This window comes from Ancylobacter sp. SL191 (assembly GCF_026625645.1).
Lineage (GTDB): Bacteria > Pseudomonadota > Alphaproteobacteria > Rhizobiales > Xanthobacteraceae > Ancylobacter.
Map to the genome: position 1 here is coordinate 1,996,016 of NZ_CP113056.1, position 20,497 is coordinate 2,016,512.

Below are 20,497 nucleotides of genomic sequence, written 5' to 3' on the forward strand. Positions count from 1 at the left end.
GTTTTGCCGGATGGCCGAGACTTCTTGCCTGATTCTCCAAAGTGAGTAGCCACACGGCTCGACTGCGCTAGGATGGGGACATGACGCAGCCCATCGACACCTCGCTTCTCGACGCCGTGGCGCGCCATGGCCGGCTTTACGCGGATGCGGAGGGGCTCGCCCCGACGCCCATCCCCGCCTTGAAGATTTTCCGCGTGTCGGCGCCGGAAGGCATGACCCACGCCATTGCTCGCCCGCTGGTCTGTCTGGTGGTGCAGGGCGGCAAGCAGGTGACGCAGGGCGCGCGGAGCCATGAGTTCGGCGCAGGCGACACGCTGCTCATCTCGGCGGATGTGCCCATCGTCAGCCAGATCACCAAAGCCAGCCAGGCCGCGCCCTACCTGTCGTTGGTGCTGGAACTCGATCCGGTGCTGATCGCGGAACTGGCCGGCGAGATGAAGCCGGCTGAGATGTCCGACGGGATGCCCGTGCGGGTTGACACCACCGACGCGGAAGTCGCCGACGCGGCGCTGCGGTTGATGCGCTTGCTCGATCGTCCGGCGGCCCTTCCGGTGCTGCAGGCCCAGCTTGTCCGCGAGATGCATTACTGGCTGCTGATGGGACGCCACGGGTCGGCGATCCGCCGTCTTGGATGGCCGGACAGCCATGCGCGGCGGATCGGGCGGGCGGTGGCGCTGTTGCGGGCGGAGTTTAATCGCCCCATCGGCGTGGAGCGGCTGGCGGCGGAGGCGGGAATGAGCGTCTCGTCCTTCCACCATCATTTCCGGGCCGTGACCTCGCTGACGCCGCTGCAGTTCCACAAGCAGCTCCGGCTCATCGAGGCGCGGCGGCTGATGGCGGCGGAGGGGCTGGCGGCGGGTCGCGCGGCCTTCGCCGTCGGCTATGAAAGCGTGCCGCACTTCACCCGTGACTATGCGCGCCTGTTTGGCCTGCCGCCGGGGCGCGACATGAAGGCGGCGCGTGAGGGGGCGCGGGCGGCCTGAGGTCGTCCGCCGTCAGCAATCCTTGATATGGTGGACGCGGGTGTTGGTCTGCTGCTCGACGATGAGCGTGCCGTCACCCAACACGGCGGCGTGCATGATGGTGGTGAAATCCGGCTTGCGCATGGGGCAGGTGATGAGTTCGGCCTTCTTGGTCGGTTCGATCACCGGCGGCGGAGACGTGACCTCGATGCGGTTACGCGCCTCGACAGCCGCGACCAGCGCGCCCACCGCCGCAACAATGAGGGCAATGTCCGTGATGCGCATGGGGGTTCTCCCGCTTCTTCCGTATCAAGGTAACGTAACGTCTCTGCTTTTTCCAAGATCATTTACGTAGGGTAACAGCGGAATATATCCGCTTCGGCAGCGAATATTCTGGAATAATTTATCCCAGAGCTATGCGGGCACTTGAAAGGTTCGGCTGGCCGGCCGTGCCTCACGCGTTCGTGCGGCGCGGCGGCGGAGGGCGCCGCGCGCGGCGATTGTTCCGGCCGACGAGACTTGCTAGAAGAGTTCCATGAACAGCAGGACCGGCATCATTGAGGGTGTGCACCGGGGCGCGGATATCTCCGACGCCAGCGATGCCGCGCGCCCGGATGCCGCGCGTCCCGAGGCCCGCCGCCGCCTGCCGACCACGATCGGTTTCGCCGCCGTGCCCGACCATGTCCGCCTGCCGGCGCGCTTCTTCGGCCGCTTCACCGCCTGCGCGGTCGCCGGGCTTAGCTGAGCGCCGCCCGGAGCCTGTCGCGCTCCCGGCCGCGCTGCGAGCCATCCTGCCCCATTCTTCTCAGTTGAGACGCCGAAATGAGCACGTCCGCGCCGCGTACCCTGTACGACAAGATCTTCGACGACCATGTGGTGGACCGTCAGGAGGACGGCACTTGCCTCCTCTATATCGACCGCCATCTGGTGCATGAGGTGACCAGCCCGCAGGCCTTCGAGGGCCTGCGCCTCGCCGGCCGCAAGGTCCATGCGCCTTCCAAGACGCTGGCGGTGGTCGACCACAACGTGCCGACCAGCGACCGCCGCTTCGGCATCGACGATCCCGAGAGCCGCACCCAGGTCGAGACGCTGGCCGAGAACGCCCGCGACTTCGGCGTCGAATATTTCAACGAACTCGACAAGCGTCAGGGCATCGTCCACGTCATCGGCCCGGAGCAGGGCTTCACCCTGCCGGGAACGACCATTGTGTGCGGCGACAGCCACACCTCGACCCATGGCGCCTTCGGCGCGCTCGCCCATGGCATCGGCACCTCGGAGGTCGAGCATGTGCTCGCCACCCAGACGCTGATCCAGAAGAAGAGCAAGAACATGCGCGTCAGCGTCGACGGCAAGCTGCCGGAGGGCGTGACCGCCAAGGACGTGACGCTGGCCATCATCGGCGTGACCGGCACGGCCGGCGGCACCGGCTATGTCATCGAGTATTCCGGCGAGGTGTTCCGCAACCTCTCCATGGAAGGCCGCATGACGGTCTGCAACATGTCCATCGAGGGCGGGGCCCGCGCCGGCATGGTGGCGCCCGACGAGACCACCTATGCCTATGTGAAGGACCGCCCGCGCGCGCCCAAGGGCGCCGCCTGGGACGCCGCGCGTCGTTATTGGGACACGCTGCGCACCGATGAGGGCGCGTTCTTCGACAAAGAAATCCGCCTCGACGGCGCCTCACTGCCGCCCATCGTCTCCTGGGGCACGAGCCCCGAGGATGTGATCTCGGTCGAGGGCCTCGTGCCCGACCCGGAGCTGATCGACGACGAGGGCAAGCGCGAGGCGAAGAAGCGCGCGCTCGCCTATATGGGCCTCGCGGCCGGGACGAAGATCACCGACATCGCCATCGACAAGGTGTTCATCGGCTCCTGCACCAATGCCCGCATCGAGGATCTGCGCGCCGCCGCGCGCATTCTCGATGGCCACAAGATCCGTGAGGGCGTGTCCGGCATGGTGGTGCCGGGTTCGGGGCTGGTGAAGCTGCAGGCCGAGGCCGAGGGGCTGGACGCCATCTTCAAGGCTGCCGGCTTCGACTGGCGCGAGCCGGGCTGCTCCATGTGCCTCGGAATGAACGCCGACAAGCTGAAGCCCGAGGAGCGCTGCGCCTCGACCTCGAACCGCAATTTCGAGGGCCGTCAGGGCTACAAGGCGCGCACGCACCTCGTCTCCCCGGCGATGGCGGCGGCGGCGGCGATTGCCGGCCATTTCGTCGACATCCGCCAATGGCCCGTGAAGGGCTGAGGCGGCAGCGACGTGGCGCATTCGCCCTTCACCGATCCGCCGGACAACGACCCCATGGAAGTGTGGGGCCGGCGGATCGGGCGCGGGCTGGCGGTGGTCGCCGCGCTCGGCCTCGGCCTGTGGCTCATCGCCACCTATCTGAGATGACCGCATGAGCACGTTTGTGAGCACCCTTGCCCCCGACGACGCCACCGCCTGGGCCGCCGCCAGTGCCCCCTCTCTGGCGCTGATGGAGGTGATGGCCGAGGAAGCCTATGGGCGCCTGCCCGAGAGCTTCCGCGCTCTGTGCGGCAATCTCGTCATCCGGGTCGAGGATTTCCCGACGGACGAGGTGCAGGAGGAGATGGAGGCGGAAAGCCCGTTCGATCTCCTCGGCCTGTTCCAGGGCATTGGCCTTGCGCAGGGTTATGAGACCGTGACGGGCGTGCTGCCCAACATGATCTTCCTCTATCGCCGGCCCATTCTCGATTACTGGGCCGAGCATGAGGAGACGCTGGGCGCCGTTGTCACTCATGTGCTGGTGCACGAGATCGGCCACCATTTCGGCCTGTTGGACGAGGACATGGAGGCGATCGAGGCGGCCGCGGATACGTAGGTAAACTCATTCGAACGGCTCCCTCGCAAGATTAGAGTAAATCTAATTTTGGAGGGGGTTCCATGAGCCAGCCGCTCGCATCCATGTCCGCCGTGCATCATTACAGCGTGCCGCTGCGGTCTCTCCATTGGCTGACGGTGATCGCCATCATCGTGGTCTACGGAGTGACCTATCTCGAAGACCTGTTCGAGCGGGGTTCTGCCGGGCGGGCCTATGTGTGGTGGACCCATATCTCGATGGGTCTGACGATTCTCGGCCTCGTTGCGTTGCGCGTCGCGTTCCGCATCGCCGGGCCGGTGCCGCCGCCCTCGGCGGCCCTGTCGCGGCCGGTTCATCTGGCCTCGAGCGTGGTTCACGTGCTGCTCTATGCGCTTCTGGTCGTCACTCCGCTTGTCGGCATCTATCTCGCCTTCCTGCGCGGCAACGAGGTGACGTTCTTCGGTCTGTTCACAATCCCCGCCCCCATCGCGGTGGATCGCGAGGCGGCCCGGCCGGTGCAGGAGGTGCATGAGGTGCTGGCCAATGGGCTGGTCATCCTCGCGACGCTGCATGCGGTTGCGGCGCTGGCGCATCATTTCGTCCTGAAGGACGACGTGCTGCGCCGGATGCTGCCGGTCCGCTGAGCGCGAGGGGCCGGGCGCGCGGCCGGCGCGGTGTGTTATGGAGGGCGGGAATTGACGGCTGGCGGCCATTGGCTGCCAGTCGGACGAAGGAGGAACCGCGTGGACAAGTTCACCACCCTGAGCGGCATCGCTGCGCCGCTGCATCTGGTCAATGTCGACACCGACATGATCATCCCCAAGCAGTATCTGAAGACAATCAAGCGCACGGGCCTCGGCACCGGCCTGTTCTCGGAGCTGCGCTACAAGGATGACGGTTCGGACAACCCGGATTTCGTGCTGAACAAGCCGTCCTATAAGGGCGCGAGCATCCTCATCGCCGGCGATAATTTCGGCTGCGGCTCCTCGCGCGAGCACGCGCCCTGGGCGCTGCTCGACTTCGGCATTCGCTGCGTCATCTCCACGTCCTTCGCCGACATTTTCTACAATAACTGCTTCAAGAACGGCATCTTGCCGATCGTGGTGACGCCGGAGCAGCTCGAGGCGCTGTTCGACGACGCCTCGCGCGGCGCCAATGCGCGCGTGACGGTCGACCTTGAGAGCCAGACCATCACCGGCCCGGATGGCGGCACGATCTCCTTCGAGGTCGATCCGTTCCGCAAACACTGCCTGCTGAACGGCCTCGACGATATCGGCCTCACCCAGGTGAAGGCCGACAAGATCGCCACCTACGAATCGAAGCTCGCCGACGAGCGCCCCTGGGCGTGAGCGGCATGTTCGTCGTGCCTCCCTTATGCCCGGCCGCGCGCCGGGCATTCATGTCCTCAAGGGCCGCAAGAGCTGACTCATGACCCAGCGCCGCCTGATCTCTTCCCACTCGGCCTTCGAGAAGGTGGCGGGCTATTCGCGGGCCGTCGTCGACGGGGACGACATCTTCGTCTCCGGCACCACCGGCTATGACTATGCCGCCATGGCGCTGCCGGAGGATCTGGTCGAGCAGACCCATGGCTGCTTCCGCAACATTGCGAGCGCGCTCGCCGAGGCGGAAGCCAGCCTCGATGACGTGGTGCGCGTGCGCTACATCATCACCCGCGCCGAATATGCCGAGACGGTGTTCCCGATCTTCGGGCAGTACTTCATCACCGCGCGCCCGGCGGCGACGCTGATCGTGGCCGGTCTGCTCCAGCCCGAAATGAAGATCGAGATCGAGGTCACCGCGCGACGGCGTCGCTAGCGCTATTCCGCAGCGAGCCGAATAGGCCTTTACAGCGCGGCGTTCCGGGGGTGGAATCGTTCAAAACAAATGAACGTTCCCGGGAGAACGCCATGTGCCATATCTTTGCGGGCCAAGCGCCCGAGACCTATGAGGGCCAGACGCGCTCCGTGCGCATTGGCGGTCATTCCACCTCCATCCGGCTGGAAGCCGCCTTCTGGACCGTGCTGGAAGAGGTTGCCGCCCATCAGGGCATGAGTCTGGGCAAATTCGTCACCAGGCTGCATGACGAGGTGCTGGACCTGCATGGCGAGGTGCGCAACTTCGCCTCGCTGCTGCGCTGTTCCTGCCTGATCTACCTCGCTGAGGTCCGCCCCGCCGGCCGGCCGGCGGAGGTGGCGCGCGAGCGTTATCTCTGCGAGAGCCGCCGCGTGCATCTGGAAGCGGCGGAGTAGGCGCACGCGCCCGTGATGGGCGCGGTCGCCATGTGCTAGCAGCCTACCACCACCGCGCCTTTCTCCGGCCTAGCATCTCTCCCAGAGGCGGCAGTCGCGCCGCCGGAAGACAGGCCGGAGGAACAGGTGGCCAAGGCCATTCATTCGATGATCCGCGTGCTCGACGAGGCACGCTCGGTCGATTTCTATTCGCGCGCCTTCGGGCTCGCCATTGCCGATCGCTTCGCGTTCGACGGCTTCACCCTCATCTATCTGCGCAACGCCGACGCCGACTTCGAGGTCGAGCTGACGGTCAATCACGGCCGCACCGAGCCCTATGCGCTGGGCGACGGCTACGGGCACATCGCCTTTGCGGTGGATGATCTCGATGCCGAGCACGCGCGCTTCGTGGAAATCGGCCTCAATCCCAATCCGATCAAGGAGTTCTTCCGCGAGGGCGCGCTGCTGGCCAAGTTCTTCTTCGTCACCGATCCCGATGGTTACAAGATCGAGGTTTTGCAGAAGCACGGGCGCTACCGCTGACATCGTGATGACGACCAGGCGCCGGCAACGCCAGACGGCGCCGTCTGAGACTGAAGACTGCCAATACAAAAGAATATCCGGGAGGAAACAATGACAACTCTGATCGACAGGCGAGGTCCGTCGCGCCGCGCCGTGCTGACGGGTCTCGGCGCCGCCGGCGCGCTCATGGTGAGCGGCGCGGCCGTGCTCAACCCGCGCGAGGCCTGGGGCCTTGAAGTCACCGCCTTGAAGCCCGAGACCATGCGCACGCTCATCGTCATGGCGCGCGATGTCTACCCGCATGACCGCATCCCGGATCGCTTCTACGCCATCGCCATGAAGCCCTACGAGACTGGTGCGGCGACCGACCCGGCGCTGAAGACGCTGGTGGAGGAGGGCGTCATCACTCTCGATACGCTCGCCAAGGCCAAGCACGGCGTTCCCTATGCCGATGTCGGCTGGGAGGAGCAGCGCGTCGCCATCCTGCGCCAGATCGAGGACGGCGCCTTCTTCCAGAAGGTGCGGGGCGGCCTCGTGGTCGGCCTCTACAACCAGGAAGATGTCTGGCCGATCTTCGGTTACGAGGGCTCCTCGGCCGACAAGGGCGGTTACATCGACCGCGGCTTCAACGATCTCGCCTGGCTGTGAGGGGAGCACCGAACCATGTCCGCACCCTTCGATCTGAATGATGATTCCGTCGTCGTCATCGTCGGCTCCGGCGCCGGCGGCGGCACGCTCGGCACCGAGCTGGCGCTCAAGGGCATCAAGGTGGTGATCCTTGAGGCCGGCCAGCGCCACAATATGGAAGACTTCGTCAATAACGAGTGGGACAGCTTCGCCCAGCTCGCCTGGACCGACATGCGCACGACCTCCGGCTCGTGGCGCGTGCACAAGAACTTCCCCAACCTGCCGGCCTGGATCGTCAAGGCGGTGGGCGGTTCCTCGGTGCATTGGGCGGGCGCGTCGCTGCGCTTCCAGGAGCACGAGTTCAAGACGCGCACCACCTATGGCGACCTTGATGGGGCGAACCTGCTCGACTGGCCGATCTCGCTCGCCGAGCTCGAGCCCTGGTACGCCAAGGCCGAGGACCGCATGGGCGTGACCCGCACCAACGGCATCCCCGGCCTGCCCGGCAACAACAACTTCAAGGTGTTCGAGGCCGGCGCCAAGAAGGTCGGCTATCAGGAAGTGTCGACCGGCCACATGGCGATCAACAGCCAGCCGCGGGCCGATCGCGGCTCCTGCCAGCAGATCGGCTTCTGCTTCCAGGGCTGCAAGTCCGGCGCGAAATGGTCGACGCTGATCGCCGAGATTCCGCGCGGCGAGGCGACCGGCAATCTCGAGGTGCGCCCGCAATCCATGGTGCTGAAGATCGAGCACGATGCGTCGGGCAAGGTCACGGGTGTGGTCTATGTCGACAAGGACGGCAAGACGCAGCGGCAGAAGGCCCGCATCGTCGCGGTCGCCGGTAATTCCATCGAGAGCCCGCGCCTCTTGCTCAACTCCGCCAGCAGCCAGTTCCCGGACGGGCTGGCGAACTCCTCTGGCCAGGTCGGGCGCAACTACATGCGGCACATGACCGGCTCGGTCTATGCCGTGTTCGAGAAGCCGGTCCACATGTATCGCGGCACGACGATGGCCGGTGTGGTGCGTGATGAGGCCAGGAACAACACCAAGCGCGGCTTCGTCGGCGGCTATGAGATGGAGACGCTGTCGCTCGGCGTGCCGTTCATGGCGGCCTTCCTCGATCCCGGCGGCTGGGGCCGCTCCTTCACCTCGGCGATGGACGGCTATGTCAACATGGCCGGCATGTGGCTGGTGGGCGAGGACATGCCGCAGGAGACCAACCGCGTCACCCTCAACACGAATGTGAAGGACCAGTACGGTCTGCCCGTCGCCGACGTGCATTTCGACGATCATCCCAACGACGTCGCGATGCGCAACCACGCCTATCAACAGGGTGCGGCCATTTATGATTCAGTCGGCGCCGTCCGCACCATGCCGACGCCGCCTTATCCCTCGACGCATAATCTCGGCACCAACCGGATGAGCGAGAAGCCGCGCGACGGTGTGGTGAACAAGCACGGGCAGACCCACGACATCCCGAACCTGTTCATCTCCGATGGCAGCCAGTTCACCACCGGCGGCGCGGAGAACCCGACGCTGACCATCGTCGCGCTGGCGCTCCGGCAGGCCGATTTCATCGCCGGGGAAATGTCGCGCAAAACGATCTAGCCGGGCGTCCTCACCGTAGACGCTGTGCCGGGTTGCCCCTCGGCCACCCATAAGGGTGCAGCTTCTACTCGCCTCGTTACCTCCGCCGCCGGCGTGCCCCCGCCGGCGGCTTTCTTTTGGCGGGGAAGGCGGTCCGTCTTGCCAGCGTCAGCGGCAGCGATTAGCAAATCCTCGCCGGGAAAAATCAGTTCCCCTCAGGGTTCACAGGCGCACGCGAGGAAACCATGGCCACCCACAAGCTCCTTCTGCTTCCCGGCGACGGTATCGGCACCGAGGTTATGGCCGAGGTGAAGAAGGTCATCGGCTGGCTCGACGCGCAGGGTCTCGCTTCCTTCGCCATCGAGGAAGATCTTGTCGGCGGCGCGGCCTATGATTCCTGCGGCCTGCCCATTTCCGAGGAAGCGATGGCCAAGGCCTTCGCGGCGGATGCCATTCTGCTCGGCGCTGTCGGTGGGCCGAAATGGGCCAATGTGCCCTATGAGGCGCGCCCCGAGGCGGGCCTGCTGCGCCTGCGCAAGGATCTCCAGCTTTTCGCCAATCTGCGCCCGGCGCTGTGCTATCCGGCGCTCGCCGACGCTTCCAGCCTCAAGCGCGAGCTGGTCGAGGGGCTCGATATTCTCATCGTGCGCGAGCTGACCGGCGGCGTCTATTTCGGTGAGCCCAAGACCATCACCGACATCAGCGACGGCCAGAAGCGCGCGGTCGATACGCAGGTCTATGAATCCTACGAAATCGAGCGCATCGCCCGCGTCGCCTTCGACCTCGCCCGCACCCGCCGCGGCAAGGTGGTCTCCACCGAGAAGCACAACGTCATGAAGACCGGTGTGCTCTGGAAGCAGGTGGTGAGCGAGGTCCACGGCTCCGATTACAACGACGTGACGCTGGAGCATCAACTCGCCGATTCCTGCGGCATGCAGCTCGTGCGCGCGCCCAAGCAGTTCGACGTCATCGTCACCGACAATCTGTTCGGCGATATTCTCTCGGATGTCGCGGCCATGCTCACCGGCTCGCTCGGCATGCTGCCCTCCGCCTCGCTGGGTTCGGTGGAGGAGATTTCCGGCAAGCGCCGCGCGCTCTACGAGCCGGTGCATGGCGCCGCTCCCGACATCGCCGGCAAGGGCCTCGCCAACCCGATTGCCATGATCGGCTCGCTCGCCATGGCGCTGCGCTACTCCTTCGGCCAGATCGAGGCGGCGGACCGCGTCGAGGCGGCGATCGCGGGTGTGCTGGCGGATGGCTACCGCACCGGCGACATCTGGTCGGAAGGTACCAACCGCGTCGGCACCGCCGGCATGGGCGATGCGGTCATCGCCGAACTCGGCAAGGCCAACTGATCGTAGCTTGAGCCACCGGGCGGCTGTGGCGGCCCGGTTCGCCCGCTAGACAAGGCTTCCTCAGTCAACAAAAAAGCCCGGCGCGAGCCGGGCTTTTTCATGCGCGCGCCGGAAGGCGGCGGGATCAGTAATTCGGCAGATCGAAGCGGCCCGGCAGCGGGTAGCGCGTGCCGGTGATGGTGCTGTCGTCGCCATAGGTCGGGTAGCGCGGCTGCACCGCATAGACATAGTTGAGCTGGCCGGTCGAGCCGGGCTTCACCATCGTGCCGGGATCGAGATAGGAGCGCGGCGGCTGCTTGCGGATGATGATGCGCGTCTCCTGAGCCTCAGCCGGAGCGAAGGCGGCGAGAGCGGTGCCGGCAACCAGACCGGCAAGAAGGAAAGCGGCGACACGCATGTGAACCTCCGAGTGACGCGAAGCAGTTCCGCCCCGGTCGTCACGATAAGATATGGCCGCAACTTATCGTTCCGTCGAGATGAGGAAAGTCCTAATTCCGCCGGTACGCGATGAAGCGGGCGGCTTCCACAAGCAGTGTGGCTTTGCTGCCGAAGGGGGAAAGTGCCGCGTCGGCCTCGTTCACCAGCCGGTCGAGCTCGGCGCGCGCACCGGAAATGCCCATAAGATCAACGAGCGTCGCCTTGCCGGCGGCCGCGTCCTTGCCGACCGCCTTGCCGACGGTGCCGGCATCGCCTTCCACGTCGAGCAGGTCGTCGGCGATCTGGAAAGCACGGCCAATGGCGCCGGCATAGGCGTCCAGCGCGGCCATCTGGGCCGCATCGGCGCGGCCGAGCAGGCCGCCGGCGGCGCAGGCATAGCGCAGCAGCGCGCCGGTCTTCAGCGCCTGAAGATGCTGGATGTCGGCAAGGCCAAGGGTGCGGCGGCCCTCCGTCTCGAACCGCCCTTCGGCGGCAAGGTCGAGCATCTGCCCGCCCACCATGCCGGCGGCGCCCGAGGCGCGCGCGAGACCCGCGACCAGCGCGATTCGCACCTGTGCATCCGGCCCGGCTTCGTCCTTCGCCAGAATCTCGAAGGCGAGGGTGAGGAGACCATCGCCCGCCAGAATCGCGGTCGCCTCGTCATAGGCGCGATGAACGGTCGGCTGGCCCCGGCGCAGGTCGTCATCGTCCATGGCCGGCAGGTCGTCATGCACCAGCGAGTAGCAATGCACGCATTCCAGCGCGGCGGCGGCGGGCAGGGCGGCGTCGCGCGACACACCGAACAGCGCGGCACTTTCCACCACGAGCAGCGGGCGCAGGCGCTTGCCGCCGGCCAGCGCGCCATGGCGCATGGCGGCGGCCAGCCGCGCGCTCGGCGCGGCCCCGGCGCTGATGGTGGCCTCGATATAGGCACTGACCGCCTCGGCAGTGGCGGCGAGGGCGGTGGCGAGCGGCGCGGATATGTCGCCGGCGGCTGCGGTCATGGCGGGCACTCCGCGAAACAGGAGGTGCCTGCGTGCCCGAGCAGGCCGATCCGGTCAAGCCGGCGCGCCGTGAGGGAAAGTCAGGTGATGAAACGGGCACGGCCGCGCGGCGTTACCGTTCGCTCGGTCGACCGGCGCGGCATCGCTGGTTAAGGTGGGCGCGTATTAAGGGGAAGCGATGCGCGTGCTGTGGGGTTGGGGCGTCCGGCTGGTGGTGATCCTTGTGGCGGCCCCGCTGCTGCTCGCGATCATCTACAATCTTGTGCCGCCGGTCTCGACGCTGATGCTGGCGCGCTGGGCGACGGGGCAGGGCGTCACCCGCGACTGGGTCTCCATCGACGCGATGTCGCCCGCTCTGGTGCGCAGCGTGCTCGCCTCCGAGGATGCGCGCTTCTGCCAGCATATTGGTGTCGATCTGGTCGAGTTGCAGAACGTGATGGACACCGCCGATGACGGCGAGCCGGCCCGCGGTGCGTCCACCATCACCATGCAGCTCGCCAAGAACCTGTTTCTGTGGGGCGGGCGCAGCTATATCCGCAAGGCGCTGGAAATGCCGCTGGCGGTCTATCTCAACTTCGTCATGACCAAGCGCCGCCAGCTTGAGGTCTATCTCAACATCGCCGAATGGGGACCGGATGGCGAGTTCGGCGCGCAGGCGGCGGCGCAGCGCGCCTTCCGGCGTGGCGCCGGCGATCTTAACGGGCGCCAGGCGGCGCTGCTCGCGGTGACGCTGCCCAACCCGCACACCCGCAATCCGGCCAAGCCCGGCCCCGGCCTGAACCGGCTCGCCAGCAACCTTCAGGCCCGCCTGCCGCGCGAGGGAGCGGAATTGACGTCATGCCTCGGACTTTCCCGTGCGTCGGGCGGGTGACTCAGGGCCCCCAAGCGTGTATGACGCGCGCGGATAAACACCGAGACAGACTCGAGCGCCCCTCTTTCGCTGGAGCGCATGAGTCTGTATAAGCCGCCACTCGAATTACGCACGACCCGGCGCCGGCCCTCCTGTCAGGGGCGTGAGCCATGCCGGTACAGGAGAAGACCATGGCCGTTCCGAAGAAGAAAACCAGCCCGTCGCGTCGCGGCATGCGCCGTTCCGCCGATGCCCTCGCCAAGCCGACCTACATCGAGGACAAGGATTCGGGCGAGCTCCGCCGTCCGCACCACCTCGACCTGAAGACCGGCATGTACAAGGGCCGTCAGGTGCTGAAGGTGAAGGCCGAGGCCTGAGCCTCGCCCTGGCGCCTGACGACGCCTCCAGAACTTTACGAGAAGCCGGTCTTCCCTGAAGGCCGGCTTTCGTTTGTCTGACGCAGTTCGTTTACCGTTTGCTCCGCTTTGGACGCGCAAGTCATTTGTTGACCGCCCGTCAGGTGGTATGAAGGCCCACCAGAGGTGCCGGGAGCTTGTCCGTGTTGCGTGTTATGCGTCAGACCTTCGTGAGACCGGCAGGTTCCCTGCTGGAACCGGCCCGAGGTCGTGGCGTCGCGATCGCTGCTGTGCTGCTGAGCGTCGGCCTGCTGGCGGGCTGCGCCGGGCGTCCGGGCCCCGAGGCGCTCTCGGCCATCAGCGATACGGTTCCCGGTGCGAGCGAGCACGTCATCCTCGTCGCCTCCTCGCGCGAGCGCGATCCCAATCCCGGTGTGTTCTTCAATGGCGAGCGCACCACGGCGCTGAATTTCGCCCGCATCGACATCACGGTGCCGCCGAACCACAAACCCGGCCAGACCGAGATTCCGCACGGCATTCCCAACCCCGCGACCGACATGACCGTGCGCGAGGCGATCTACCGCGACACGCCGGAGCAATTCACCGCCGATCTCAAGGCCGAGCTCGCCCGCCGCAAGCCCGGCGACCGCGACGTGACGATCTTCATTCACGGCTACAACACGCTGTTTTCCGAGGCGCTCTACCGCTTCACGCAGATGGCGGAAGATTCCAAGCAGCCCGGCGTGCCCGTGCTGTTCACCTGGGCCTCGCGCGGCTCGGTGGCCGACTATGTCTATGACAATAACAGCGCGACCGCCGCCCGCGACCGGCTTGAGGAGACCATCCGTCTGATCCTCAACAGCGGCGCCGAGAGGATCACCATCCTCGCGCATTCCATGGGCAATTGGGTGACGGTCGAGGCGCTCCGGCAGATCAAGATCTCCGGCACGCCGCTGCCCCCGGATAGAATCGAGAACATCATCCTCGCCGCGCCTGATATCGACGTGGACGTATTCAAGAGCCAGCTCAAGCGCTTCGGCAAGCCGCCCAAGCCCTTTATCGTCATCGTCTCGCGCGACGACAAGGCGCTGGCCTTCTCCGACTTCATCGCCGGCGACAAGCCGCGTCTCGGTGCCTACACCAATGACGAGGAGCTCGTGGAGCTCGGCGCCGTGGTGGTCGACATGACCAAGGTGAAGTCGATCGACGAATTCAACCATGGCAAGTTCGCCCAGCTCGCGGCGATGGCGCCGGAGCTTCGCGGCATGATGGCCCGTGCGCAGGCCCGTTCCGGTGCGCAGGAGATGCTGCAGCAGAGCAGCGTGGCCGGCATCCAGTTCGTCGGGATCGACAAGCTCGTGCCGACGCTCGCCTCGACGGCGCCGGCGGCCAAGGGCACGCCGAAGCCGCACAAGCCGCAGAGCGCGGCCTCGACGCCGCCGGCCGGCGCCGAGAGCGATTCGCCGGGCGAGCCCGAGACGCCCGTCCAATAGGCTGGCCATCGCGGCGCTCGGCGTGGCAGGTGTCGCCCGTGATGCTACAGTGACCGCGAACGGTGCGAGCGGCCGGTGCCCGCCTGCCGACGCGTTTCGCGCCTAACCGGAAGCCCGAATGCCAGAGCGCCCCGCGCCCCAGCATCCCCTGACCGACCTGCTCAAGCCCGATGAGGTTGCCGGCATCGTCGGTGGGCTCAGTGGCGCCGCCTATCGCTGGACACCCCATGACGATGTGATCGTCTGGAGCGAGGCGGTCGCCGCGGTGCTTGGTCCCGAGCGACTGCCTCACGCCGGCTCCGGCCAGGCCTATCAGGCGCTCATCGCCGCCGGATCGGGCCTGTCGCGGGCGGAGGCGGTGGTCACCGCACAGACGCCGGGCGGTCTCGCAGGGCTGAAACTCTTCGAGACCTCCTATTGTCTCGCCGCGCCACCAGAGGCTCGCCCCGCCCGGCTCTGGGTGGAGGATCGCGGCGTCTGCCATCTCGGCGAGGACGGGCGGATCATCGCCGTCGAAGGTGTGGTCCGCCGCCTCTCCATCGGGCGGCCGGCGCGCCCGGCCGGCAGTCTCGGCGGCATCGAGCCGCAATCCGAGCGCCAGCGCCTGTCGCAAATGGTCGATGACCGCCTTAGCCAGGCCTATCGCGATGGCAGCGAGTTCGGTTTTCTGCTCATCGGCATCGACCATCTCGGCCGCCTCAACGATCTCTACGGTTTCCACATCGGCGATGAACTGGTCGATATCGTCTGGATGCGGCTACGGGCGCAACTCGCCGAGGGGCAGGAGATCGCCCGGTTTTCCGGCGCCAAATTCGGCATCGTGCTGCCGCGCCTCGGACCGGAGGGGCTCGGGGCCACCCAGCGCCTTCTGGCCGGCGTGAACGCCACCCCGCCGCGCACCAGCGCCGGCGGCGTGGCCATCACCGTCTCGGCCGGCGGACTGGTGGCGCCGCGCCATGGTCGCTCGGTGGCCGAGGTGTTCTCGCACGCCCAGGACATGCTGGCCGCGGCCCGCGCCTCCGGCAGCGGCGGCCTTGCCATCTATTCTCCGGGCAATGACCGCGCCGCCGAGCGGCGGGCCAATCTGCGCTTCGCCGACGACATCATCTCGGCGCTGAGCGAGAACCGGGTGACGCTTGCCTTCCAGCCGATCGCCCGCGCCGACAGCCGGGAAATCGCGCTTCATGAGGCGCTGGTGCGCATACAGGGGCGCACGGGGCGGGTCTATGACGGCTCCAGCATCATCCCCATCGCCGACCGCTTCGGCCTGACGCGGCTGCTCGACCGGCGCTCGCTGGCGCTGGCGCTGGCGGCGCTGCGGGCGGACCCCGGCCTGTGCCTTTCCGTCAATGTCGCGCCGGGTTCGGTGCATGACGATGTGTGGCAGCGCCAGCTTGAGGCGGCCTCGGCGGAGGGGCTTTGCGAGCGGCTCATTGTCGAGCTGACCGAATCAGCGTCGATTTCGGATCTCGATGCCATGCGCGGGCGCGTCGCCTGGCTGCACGGCCTTGGCTGCCGCGTGGCGATGGACGATTTCGGGGTGGGCTACACCTCGTTCCGCAGCCTGAGACGGCTCGGCATCGACGTGCTGAAGATCGATGGCAGCTTCATCTGCGCCATGGCGCAGTCCGAGGATGACCGCCATTTCGTGCGCACCATCGTGGAACTGGCGAGCAAGCTTGGCATCGAGACGGTGGCGGAATGGGTGCTCGATGAGGAGGCGGCGCGCGATCTCGCCGCCTGGGGCTGCACCTATCTGCAGGGAGAATTGACGGGCCTCGCGGCGGAGCGCCCGCTCTCGGGCCGGGTGCCCGAGGGGGCCTGAGGGCGGTCATCCCGCCCCCGGCCGGTGTCTCGTGGCGGCCGTTCCCGGCGCAGTCTTCGTGGACCTCAGCCCTTCTTGTCGCCGAGCTGGTCGAGCCGCTTCTGCATGTCCGCGACCTGCCGCTTGAGCTCGTCGAAATCGTCGCTCTTGGCCGCCGGAGCCGTCGTCGCGGCGCCGGCCTGGGTCTCCTCGACCCGGCCATTGGGCAGGAACATCTTGAAGGTGCGGTCGAAGATTTCCATGTTGCGCCGGACCTGATCTTCCATCACGCCGAAGCTGCCGACGCCAAAGGTCTTGGAGAACTGCTCGCGCATGTTCACCTGTTCCTTGGTGAAATTCTCGATCGACATGTCGAGATATTTCGGGACCAGCATCTGCATGCTGTCGCCATAAAAGCGGATGATCTGCCGCAGGAAGTTGATCGGCAGCAGGCTCTGCCCCTTGCCCTCCTGCTCGAAGATGATCTGAGTCAGTACCGAGTGCGTGATGTCTTCGGACGATTTCGCATCGTAGACGACGAAGTCCTCGCCATTCTTTACCATCTGCGCGAGATCCTCGAGCGTCACGTAAGTGCTCGTTCCGGTGTTATACAGCCGGCGGTTCGCGTACTTCTTGATGGTGACGGGTTCGTTGGATTTTGCCATTGTGATCCGGTCGCCTTGATCGTTTCCCCATTGAAAAGTCTAGGACGTTTCAAAGCCCCCGGCTACAGGATTGTGCGCCGCGCCATGGGCAGAGGTATCCAGGGTTGCGCCCCCTCCGAATTTACCGCGGCGCAATGCAGCCCTGCCATTGACATGGATCATCTGCCCCGCCGACCATAGCTGCACAGTAAGGGAAGGGCGCGGTGCGGGAGCCGCGCCGCCAAGAAAACCCGGTAACGACCCAAGCGGGAGGATGTCTTTCATGAAGGACGAAATCGTCATCGTCGGTGCGGCGCGCACGGCCGTCGGCGCCTTCAACGGCGCGCTTTCCTCGCTGCCCGCCCATGAACTGGGCAAGGTGGCGATCACGGCCGCGCTGGAGCGCGCCGGTGTCGCCCCCGGTGAAGTGAGCGAGACCATCATGGGGCAGATCCTGACCGCCGGCGCGGGGCAGAACCCGGCGCGTCAGGCCTCGGTCGCCGCCGGCATCCCGGTGGAGAGCCCGGCCTGGGGCGTCAACCAGCTCTGCGGCTCGGGCCTGCGCGCCGTGGCGCTCGGCTATCAGGCGATCCTCAACGGCGACAGCGAGATCGTCGTGGCCGGCGGGCAGGAATCGATGAGCCAGGCGCCGCATGTCGCGCATCTGCGCAACGGTACCAAGATGGGCAATCTCGAGCTCGTCGACACCATGATCAAGGACGGGCTGTGGGACGCCTTCAATGGCTACCACATGGGCACGACCGCCGAGAATGTCGCCCGCCAGTGGCAGATCACCCGCGAGCAGCAGGACGAGTTCGCCGTCGGCTCGCAGAACAAGGCCGAGGCGGCGCAGAAGGCCGGCCGCTTCAAGGACGAGATCGCTCCCGTCACCATCTCCACCCGCAAGGGCGATGTCGTGGTATCGGACGACGAATATCCGCGCCATGGCGCCACCCTCGATTCCATGACCAAGCTGCGCCCGGCCTTCTCCAAGGACGGCACGGTGACGGCGGGCAACGCCTCCGGCATCAATGACGGCGCCGCCGCTGTCGTGCTGATGAGCGCGGCCAAGGCCGCGAGCGCCGGCAAGACGCCGCTGGCGCGCATCGTCTCCTGGGCGCAGGCGGGCGTCGATCCGGCGATCATGGGTTCCGGCCCGATCCCGGCCTCGCGCAAGGCGCTGGAAAAGGCCGGCTGGAGCGTCGGCGATCTCGACCTGATCGAGGCCAATGAGGCCTTCGCGGCGCAGGCCTGCGCGGTGAACAAGGATCTCGGTTGGGATCCGTCGAAGGTCAACGTCAATGGCGGCGCCATCGCCATCGGCCACCCGATCGGCGCCTCGGGCGCCCGCGTGCTCACCACGCTGCTCTACGAGATGCAGAAGCGCGACGCCAAGAAGGCGCTGGTCACGCTGTGCATCGGCGGCGGCATGGGCATCGCCATGTGCCTTGAGCGCGATTGACGCGCGGCACAGGGGAGGCGGGGCGGTTCCAATCGCCCTGCCGCAAGGTAAAAAGGGTGGGTGATTCCGATGAACGGAAGCGCCCGGTTCCTTGGGGAAGGAACGCCAGAGGGGAAGCTATATGGGTCGAGTTGCGTTGGTCACCGGCGGCACCCGGGGCATTGGTGCGGCGATCAGCATGGCGCTGAAGGGCGCCGGCTATCAGGTCGCGGCCAGCTATGCGGGCAATGACGAGGCGGCAGCGGCGTTCACCGCCGAGACGGGTATCGCCGCCTTCAAATGGGACGTGGCGGACTTCGCCGCCTGCAAGGCCGGCATCGCCGAGGTCGAGGCCAAGCTCGGTCCGGTAGATATTCTCGTCAACAATGCCGGCATCACCCGCGACGGGATGCTGCACAAGATGACGCCGGACCAGTGGCACGCCGTGATCGGCACCAATCTGACGTCGGTATTCAATATGTGCCGCAATGTGATCGAGGGCATGCGCGAGCGCAATTTCGGGCGCATCGTCTCGATCTCCTCCATCAATGGCCAGAAGGGCCAGATGGGCCAGACCAACTACTCCGCCGCCAAGGCCGGCGAGATCGGCTTCACCAAGGCGCTGGCGCAGGAGAGCGCGCGCAAGGGCATCACCGTCAACGCCATCTGCCCCGGCTATATCGGCACCGAGATGGTGCGGGCGATCCCGCAGGATGTGCTCGACAAGCAGATCCTGCCGCAGGTGCCGCTCGGCCGCCTCGGCGAGCCGGAGGAAATCGCCCGCTGCGTGCTGTTCCTCGTGGCGGACGATGCCGGCTTCATCACCGGCGCGACGCTGTCCGCCAATGGCGGCCAGTACATGGCGTGACCAGCAGGGCCTGACACGGCCCGCCCATTGGATGAGGCGGGCGGCGCCTCATCCATCTTGGCGAAGCGGGCGGCGGGGGCCATAAGGGGCCTCCCGCCGAGGTGCCCCGATGTCCCGCTCCACCGCCACTTTTATCGGCTTCACCGCCATCCTGCTCTGGGCGAGTCTTGCGCTCGCCACCTCCTCCACCGGCGCGGTGCCGCCCTTCCTGCTGACTGCGCTCACCTTCGCCATTGGCGGCGGTGTCGGGCTGATCGCGACGCTGGCGCGCGGCGTCGGGCTCGGCGTGTTCCGCCAGCCCTGGCCGGTCTGGCTGCACGGCGTCGGCGGGCTGTTCGGCTATCACTTCTTCTATTTCTCGGCGCTGAAGCTCGCCCCGCCGGCCGAGGCCGGGCTCATCGCCTATCTCTGGCCGCTGCTCATCGTGCTGCTCTCCGCCTTCCTGCCGGGCGAGAAGCTGCGCCCGGCCCATGTCGTCGGCGCGCTTATGGGCCTTGCCGGCACGGTGGTGCTGCTCGGCGCCAAGGCGGGCGGCTTCGGCTTCGCGGCGGAGTATGTGCCCGGTTATCTCGCGGCGGCGTTGTGCGCGGTGATCTGGGCGGTCTATTCCGTCGCCTCGCGGCGTTTCGCGAATGTGCCGACCGATGTGGTGGCCGGCTTTTGCCTCGCCACCGCCGCGCTCTCGGCAATCTGCCACGCGCTGTTCGAGCCGTCGATCTGGCCGGTCGGGTCCGAATGGATCGCGGTGGTGGCGCTGGGCATCGGCCCGGTCGGCATCGCCTTCTACACCTGGGACATCGGCATGAAGCGCGGCGACATCCGCCTGCTCGGCGTCGCCTCCTATGCCGCGCCGGTGCTGTCCACGCTCTTGCTGGTGGTCGCCGGCTTTGCCGCGCCGAGCTGGTCGCTGGGAACGGCCTGCGCGCTCATCGTCGGCGGTGCGGTGGTCGCCACGCTGCTGGCGCGGCGCTGACCTAGAGCATTTTCGAGCGAAGTGGATTCCGGTTCGCGTGAAGAAAATGCGCCGAAACCATAAGCTAGAGCTTTTCCGGTGAACGGGAATTCACCGGAAAAGTTCTAGCCGGGCGACCAGCCGGGGGCGGCCAGCTCGAAGCCGGCGAACTCGAAGCCGGGCGCGACGGTGCAGCCGACCAGCGTCCAGGCGCCGAGGCTGCGCGCTGCCTGCCAGGCGCCCTGCGGCACAAGGCGCTGCGGCTCCTCGCCATTCAGCAGGTCCGGCCCAAGGCGCAGCGCCTCGACCGGCCCGGTATCGCCCAGGGCGATGGACAGTTCCAGCGGCGCCCCGACATGCCAGTGCCAGATCTCCACCGCGTCGACGCGGTGCCAGTGCGAGCTTTCGCCGGCCGAGAGCAGGAAATAGATGGCGGTCGAGACGGCGCGCCCTTCCGGCGTGCGCCGGTGGTCGCGGAAGGTCTCGCGGAAATGCCCGCCTTCCGGGTGCGGCTGGAGCCCGAGCCGGGCGATGACTTCTTGCGCCGTCAACCCGCTCATCGGCATGAC

Annotated in this window: 25 protein-coding genes; 20 read left to right on the forward strand and 5 right to left on the reverse strand. The window is 66.7% G+C overall.

Annotation, left to right across the window (positions count from 1 at the left end; all coding sequences use genetic code 11):
• Window positions 1-80 precede the first annotated feature (80 nt).
• Window positions 81-983: an AraC family transcriptional regulator gene (locus OU996_RS09025; RefSeq protein WP_267585262.1), complete on the forward strand. Its 903-nt coding sequence runs from the start codon at window positions 81-83 to the stop codon at window positions 981-983.
• Between the two features lie 12 nt (window positions 984-995).
• On the opposite strand, the gene OU996_RS09030 is transcribed toward OU996_RS09025, so the two are convergent.
• Window positions 996-1,247 carry a hypothetical protein gene (locus OU996_RS09030; RefSeq protein WP_267585263.1) on the reverse strand — a complete coding sequence of 84 codons (252 nt, stop codon included), beginning with the start codon at window positions 1,245-1,247 and terminating at the stop codon, window positions 996-998.
• A gap of 250 nt (window positions 1,248-1,497) precedes the next feature.
• Between OU996_RS09030 and OU996_RS09035 the strand changes: the two genes are divergently transcribed.
• From OU996_RS09035 to leuB, 12 genes are all read left to right on the forward strand, one after another.
• Window positions 1,498-1,707 carry a hypothetical protein gene (locus OU996_RS09035; protein ID WP_267585264.1) on the forward strand — a complete coding sequence of 70 codons (210 nt, stop codon included), beginning with the start codon at window positions 1,498-1,500 and terminating at the stop codon, window positions 1,705-1,707.
• 77 nt (window positions 1,708-1,784) lie between these two features.
• On the forward strand, window positions 1,785-3,206 hold the full coding sequence (gene leuC / locus OU996_RS09040; protein ID WP_267585265.1) for a 3-isopropylmalate dehydratase large subunit: 1,422 nt from the start codon (window positions 1,785-1,787) through the stop codon (window positions 3,204-3,206).
• Between the two features lie 12 nt (window positions 3,207-3,218).
• The gene (locus OU996_RS09045) at window positions 3,219-3,353 is read left to right on the forward strand and encodes a hypothetical protein (protein ID WP_267585266.1); all 135 of its coding nucleotides are present in this window, start codon (window positions 3,219-3,221) and stop codon (window positions 3,351-3,353) included.
• Between the two features lie 4 nt (window positions 3,354-3,357).
• A complete protein-coding gene (locus tag OU996_RS09050) occupies window positions 3,358-3,801 on the forward strand; it encodes a metallopeptidase family protein (RefSeq protein WP_267585267.1) in 444 nt (147 codons plus the stop codon).
• Between the two features lie 62 nt (window positions 3,802-3,863).
• On the forward strand, window positions 3,864-4,424 hold the full coding sequence (locus OU996_RS09055; RefSeq protein ID WP_267585268.1) for a cytochrome b: 561 nt from the start codon (window positions 3,864-3,866) through the stop codon (window positions 4,422-4,424).
• A gap of 99 nt (window positions 4,425-4,523) precedes the next feature.
• Window positions 4,524-5,129, forward strand: coding sequence for a 3-isopropylmalate dehydratase small subunit (gene leuD / locus OU996_RS09060; protein WP_267585269.1), 606 nt, complete (start codon window positions 4,524-4,526; stop codon window positions 5,127-5,129).
• Window positions 5,130-5,208: 79 nt separating this feature from the next.
• Complete coding sequence (locus tag OU996_RS09065; RefSeq protein ID WP_267585270.1) at window positions 5,209-5,595, forward strand: RidA family protein; 387 nt, start codon at window positions 5,209-5,211, stop codon at window positions 5,593-5,595.
• A 92-nt stretch (window positions 5,596-5,687) separates the two neighbouring features.
• Window positions 5,688-6,029 carry a ribbon-helix-helix domain-containing protein gene (locus OU996_RS09070; RefSeq protein WP_267585271.1) on the forward strand — a complete coding sequence of 114 codons (342 nt, stop codon included), beginning with the start codon at window positions 5,688-5,690 and terminating at the stop codon, window positions 6,027-6,029.
• A gap of 126 nt (window positions 6,030-6,155) precedes the next feature.
• Window positions 6,156-6,551 carry a VOC family protein gene (locus OU996_RS09075; protein WP_267585272.1) on the forward strand — a complete coding sequence of 132 codons (396 nt, stop codon included), beginning with the start codon at window positions 6,156-6,158 and terminating at the stop codon, window positions 6,549-6,551.
• Between the two features lie 90 nt (window positions 6,552-6,641).
• Window positions 6,642-7,178, forward strand: a complete 537-nt coding sequence (locus OU996_RS09080) for a twin-arginine translocation signal domain-containing protein (protein ID WP_267585273.1) — start codon at window positions 6,642-6,644, stop codon at window positions 7,176-7,178.
• A gap of 15 nt (window positions 7,179-7,193) precedes the next feature.
• Window positions 7,194-8,765, forward strand: a complete 1,572-nt coding sequence (locus OU996_RS09085) for a GMC family oxidoreductase (protein ID WP_267585274.1) — start codon at window positions 7,194-7,196, stop codon at window positions 8,763-8,765.
• A 224-nt stretch (window positions 8,766-8,989) separates the two neighbouring features.
• Window positions 8,990-10,099, forward strand: a complete 1,110-nt coding sequence (gene leuB, locus OU996_RS09090) for a 3-isopropylmalate dehydrogenase (RefSeq protein WP_267585275.1) — start codon at window positions 8,990-8,992, stop codon at window positions 10,097-10,099.
• 124 nt (window positions 10,100-10,223) lie between these two features.
• On the opposite strand, the gene OU996_RS09095 is transcribed toward leuB, so the two are convergent.
• Both OU996_RS09095 and OU996_RS09100 read right to left on the reverse strand, forming a co-directional pair.
• Window positions 10,224-10,496, reverse strand: a complete 273-nt coding sequence (locus OU996_RS09095) for a hypothetical protein (RefSeq protein WP_267585276.1) — start codon at window positions 10,494-10,496, stop codon at window positions 10,224-10,226.
• 91 nt (window positions 10,497-10,587) lie between these two features.
• On the reverse strand, window positions 10,588-11,520 hold the full coding sequence (locus OU996_RS09100; RefSeq protein ID WP_267585277.1) for a polyprenyl synthetase family protein: 933 nt from the start codon (window positions 11,518-11,520) through the stop codon (window positions 10,588-10,590).
• Between the two features lie 178 nt (window positions 11,521-11,698).
• Between OU996_RS09100 and OU996_RS09105 the strand changes: the two genes are divergently transcribed.
• From OU996_RS09105 to OU996_RS09120, 4 genes are all read left to right on the forward strand, one after another.
• Window positions 11,699-12,391, forward strand: coding sequence for a transglycosylase domain-containing protein (locus OU996_RS09105; RefSeq protein WP_267585278.1), 693 nt, complete (start codon window positions 11,699-11,701; stop codon window positions 12,389-12,391).
• Between the two features lie 170 nt (window positions 12,392-12,561).
• Window positions 12,562-12,747, forward strand: a complete 186-nt coding sequence (gene rpmF, locus OU996_RS09110; protein WP_018387408.1) for a 50S ribosomal protein L32 — start codon at window positions 12,562-12,564, stop codon at window positions 12,745-12,747.
• 269 nt (window positions 12,748-13,016) lie between these two features.
• On the forward strand, window positions 13,017-14,219 hold the full coding sequence (locus OU996_RS09115; protein WP_267585279.1) for an alpha/beta hydrolase: 1,203 nt from the start codon (window positions 13,017-13,019) through the stop codon (window positions 14,217-14,219).
• A gap of 118 nt (window positions 14,220-14,337) precedes the next feature.
• A complete protein-coding gene (locus tag OU996_RS09120) occupies window positions 14,338-16,044 on the forward strand; it encodes a GGDEF and EAL domain-containing protein (RefSeq protein ID WP_267585280.1) in 1,707 nt (568 codons plus the stop codon).
• A gap of 65 nt (window positions 16,045-16,109) precedes the next feature.
• Here OU996_RS09120 and phaR read toward each other — a convergent pair whose 3' ends face one another.
• Window positions 16,110-16,688 (reverse strand): polyhydroxyalkanoate synthesis repressor PhaR, encoded by a 579-nt coding sequence (phaR, locus tag OU996_RS09125; protein ID WP_267585281.1) that lies wholly within the window; start codon window positions 16,686-16,688, stop codon window positions 16,110-16,112.
• 262 nt (window positions 16,689-16,950) lie between these two features.
• Between phaR and OU996_RS09130 the strand changes: the two genes are divergently transcribed.
• From OU996_RS09130 to OU996_RS09140, 3 genes are all read left to right on the forward strand, one after another.
• A complete protein-coding gene (locus OU996_RS09130) occupies window positions 16,951-18,129 on the forward strand; it encodes an acetyl-CoA C-acetyltransferase (RefSeq protein WP_267585282.1) in 1,179 nt (392 codons plus the stop codon).
• 121 nt (window positions 18,130-18,250) lie between these two features.
• On the forward strand, window positions 18,251-18,976 hold the full coding sequence (phbB, locus tag OU996_RS09135) for an acetoacetyl-CoA reductase (RefSeq protein WP_267585283.1): 726 nt from the start codon (window positions 18,251-18,253) through the stop codon (window positions 18,974-18,976).
• A 109-nt stretch (window positions 18,977-19,085) separates the two neighbouring features.
• Entirely contained in the window at window positions 19,086-19,949 is an 864-nt protein-coding gene (locus OU996_RS09140; protein WP_267585284.1) for a DMT family transporter, read from the forward strand.
• Window positions 19,950-20,053: 104 nt separating this feature from the next.
• Here the strand turns inward: OU996_RS09140 and OU996_RS09145 are convergent, their stop codons facing one another.
• Window positions 20,054-20,488 carry a cupin domain-containing protein gene (locus OU996_RS09145; RefSeq protein WP_267585285.1) on the reverse strand — a complete coding sequence of 145 codons (435 nt, stop codon included), beginning with the start codon at window positions 20,486-20,488 and terminating at the stop codon, window positions 20,054-20,056.
• Between the last annotated feature and the right edge of the window lie 9 nt (window positions 20,489-20,497).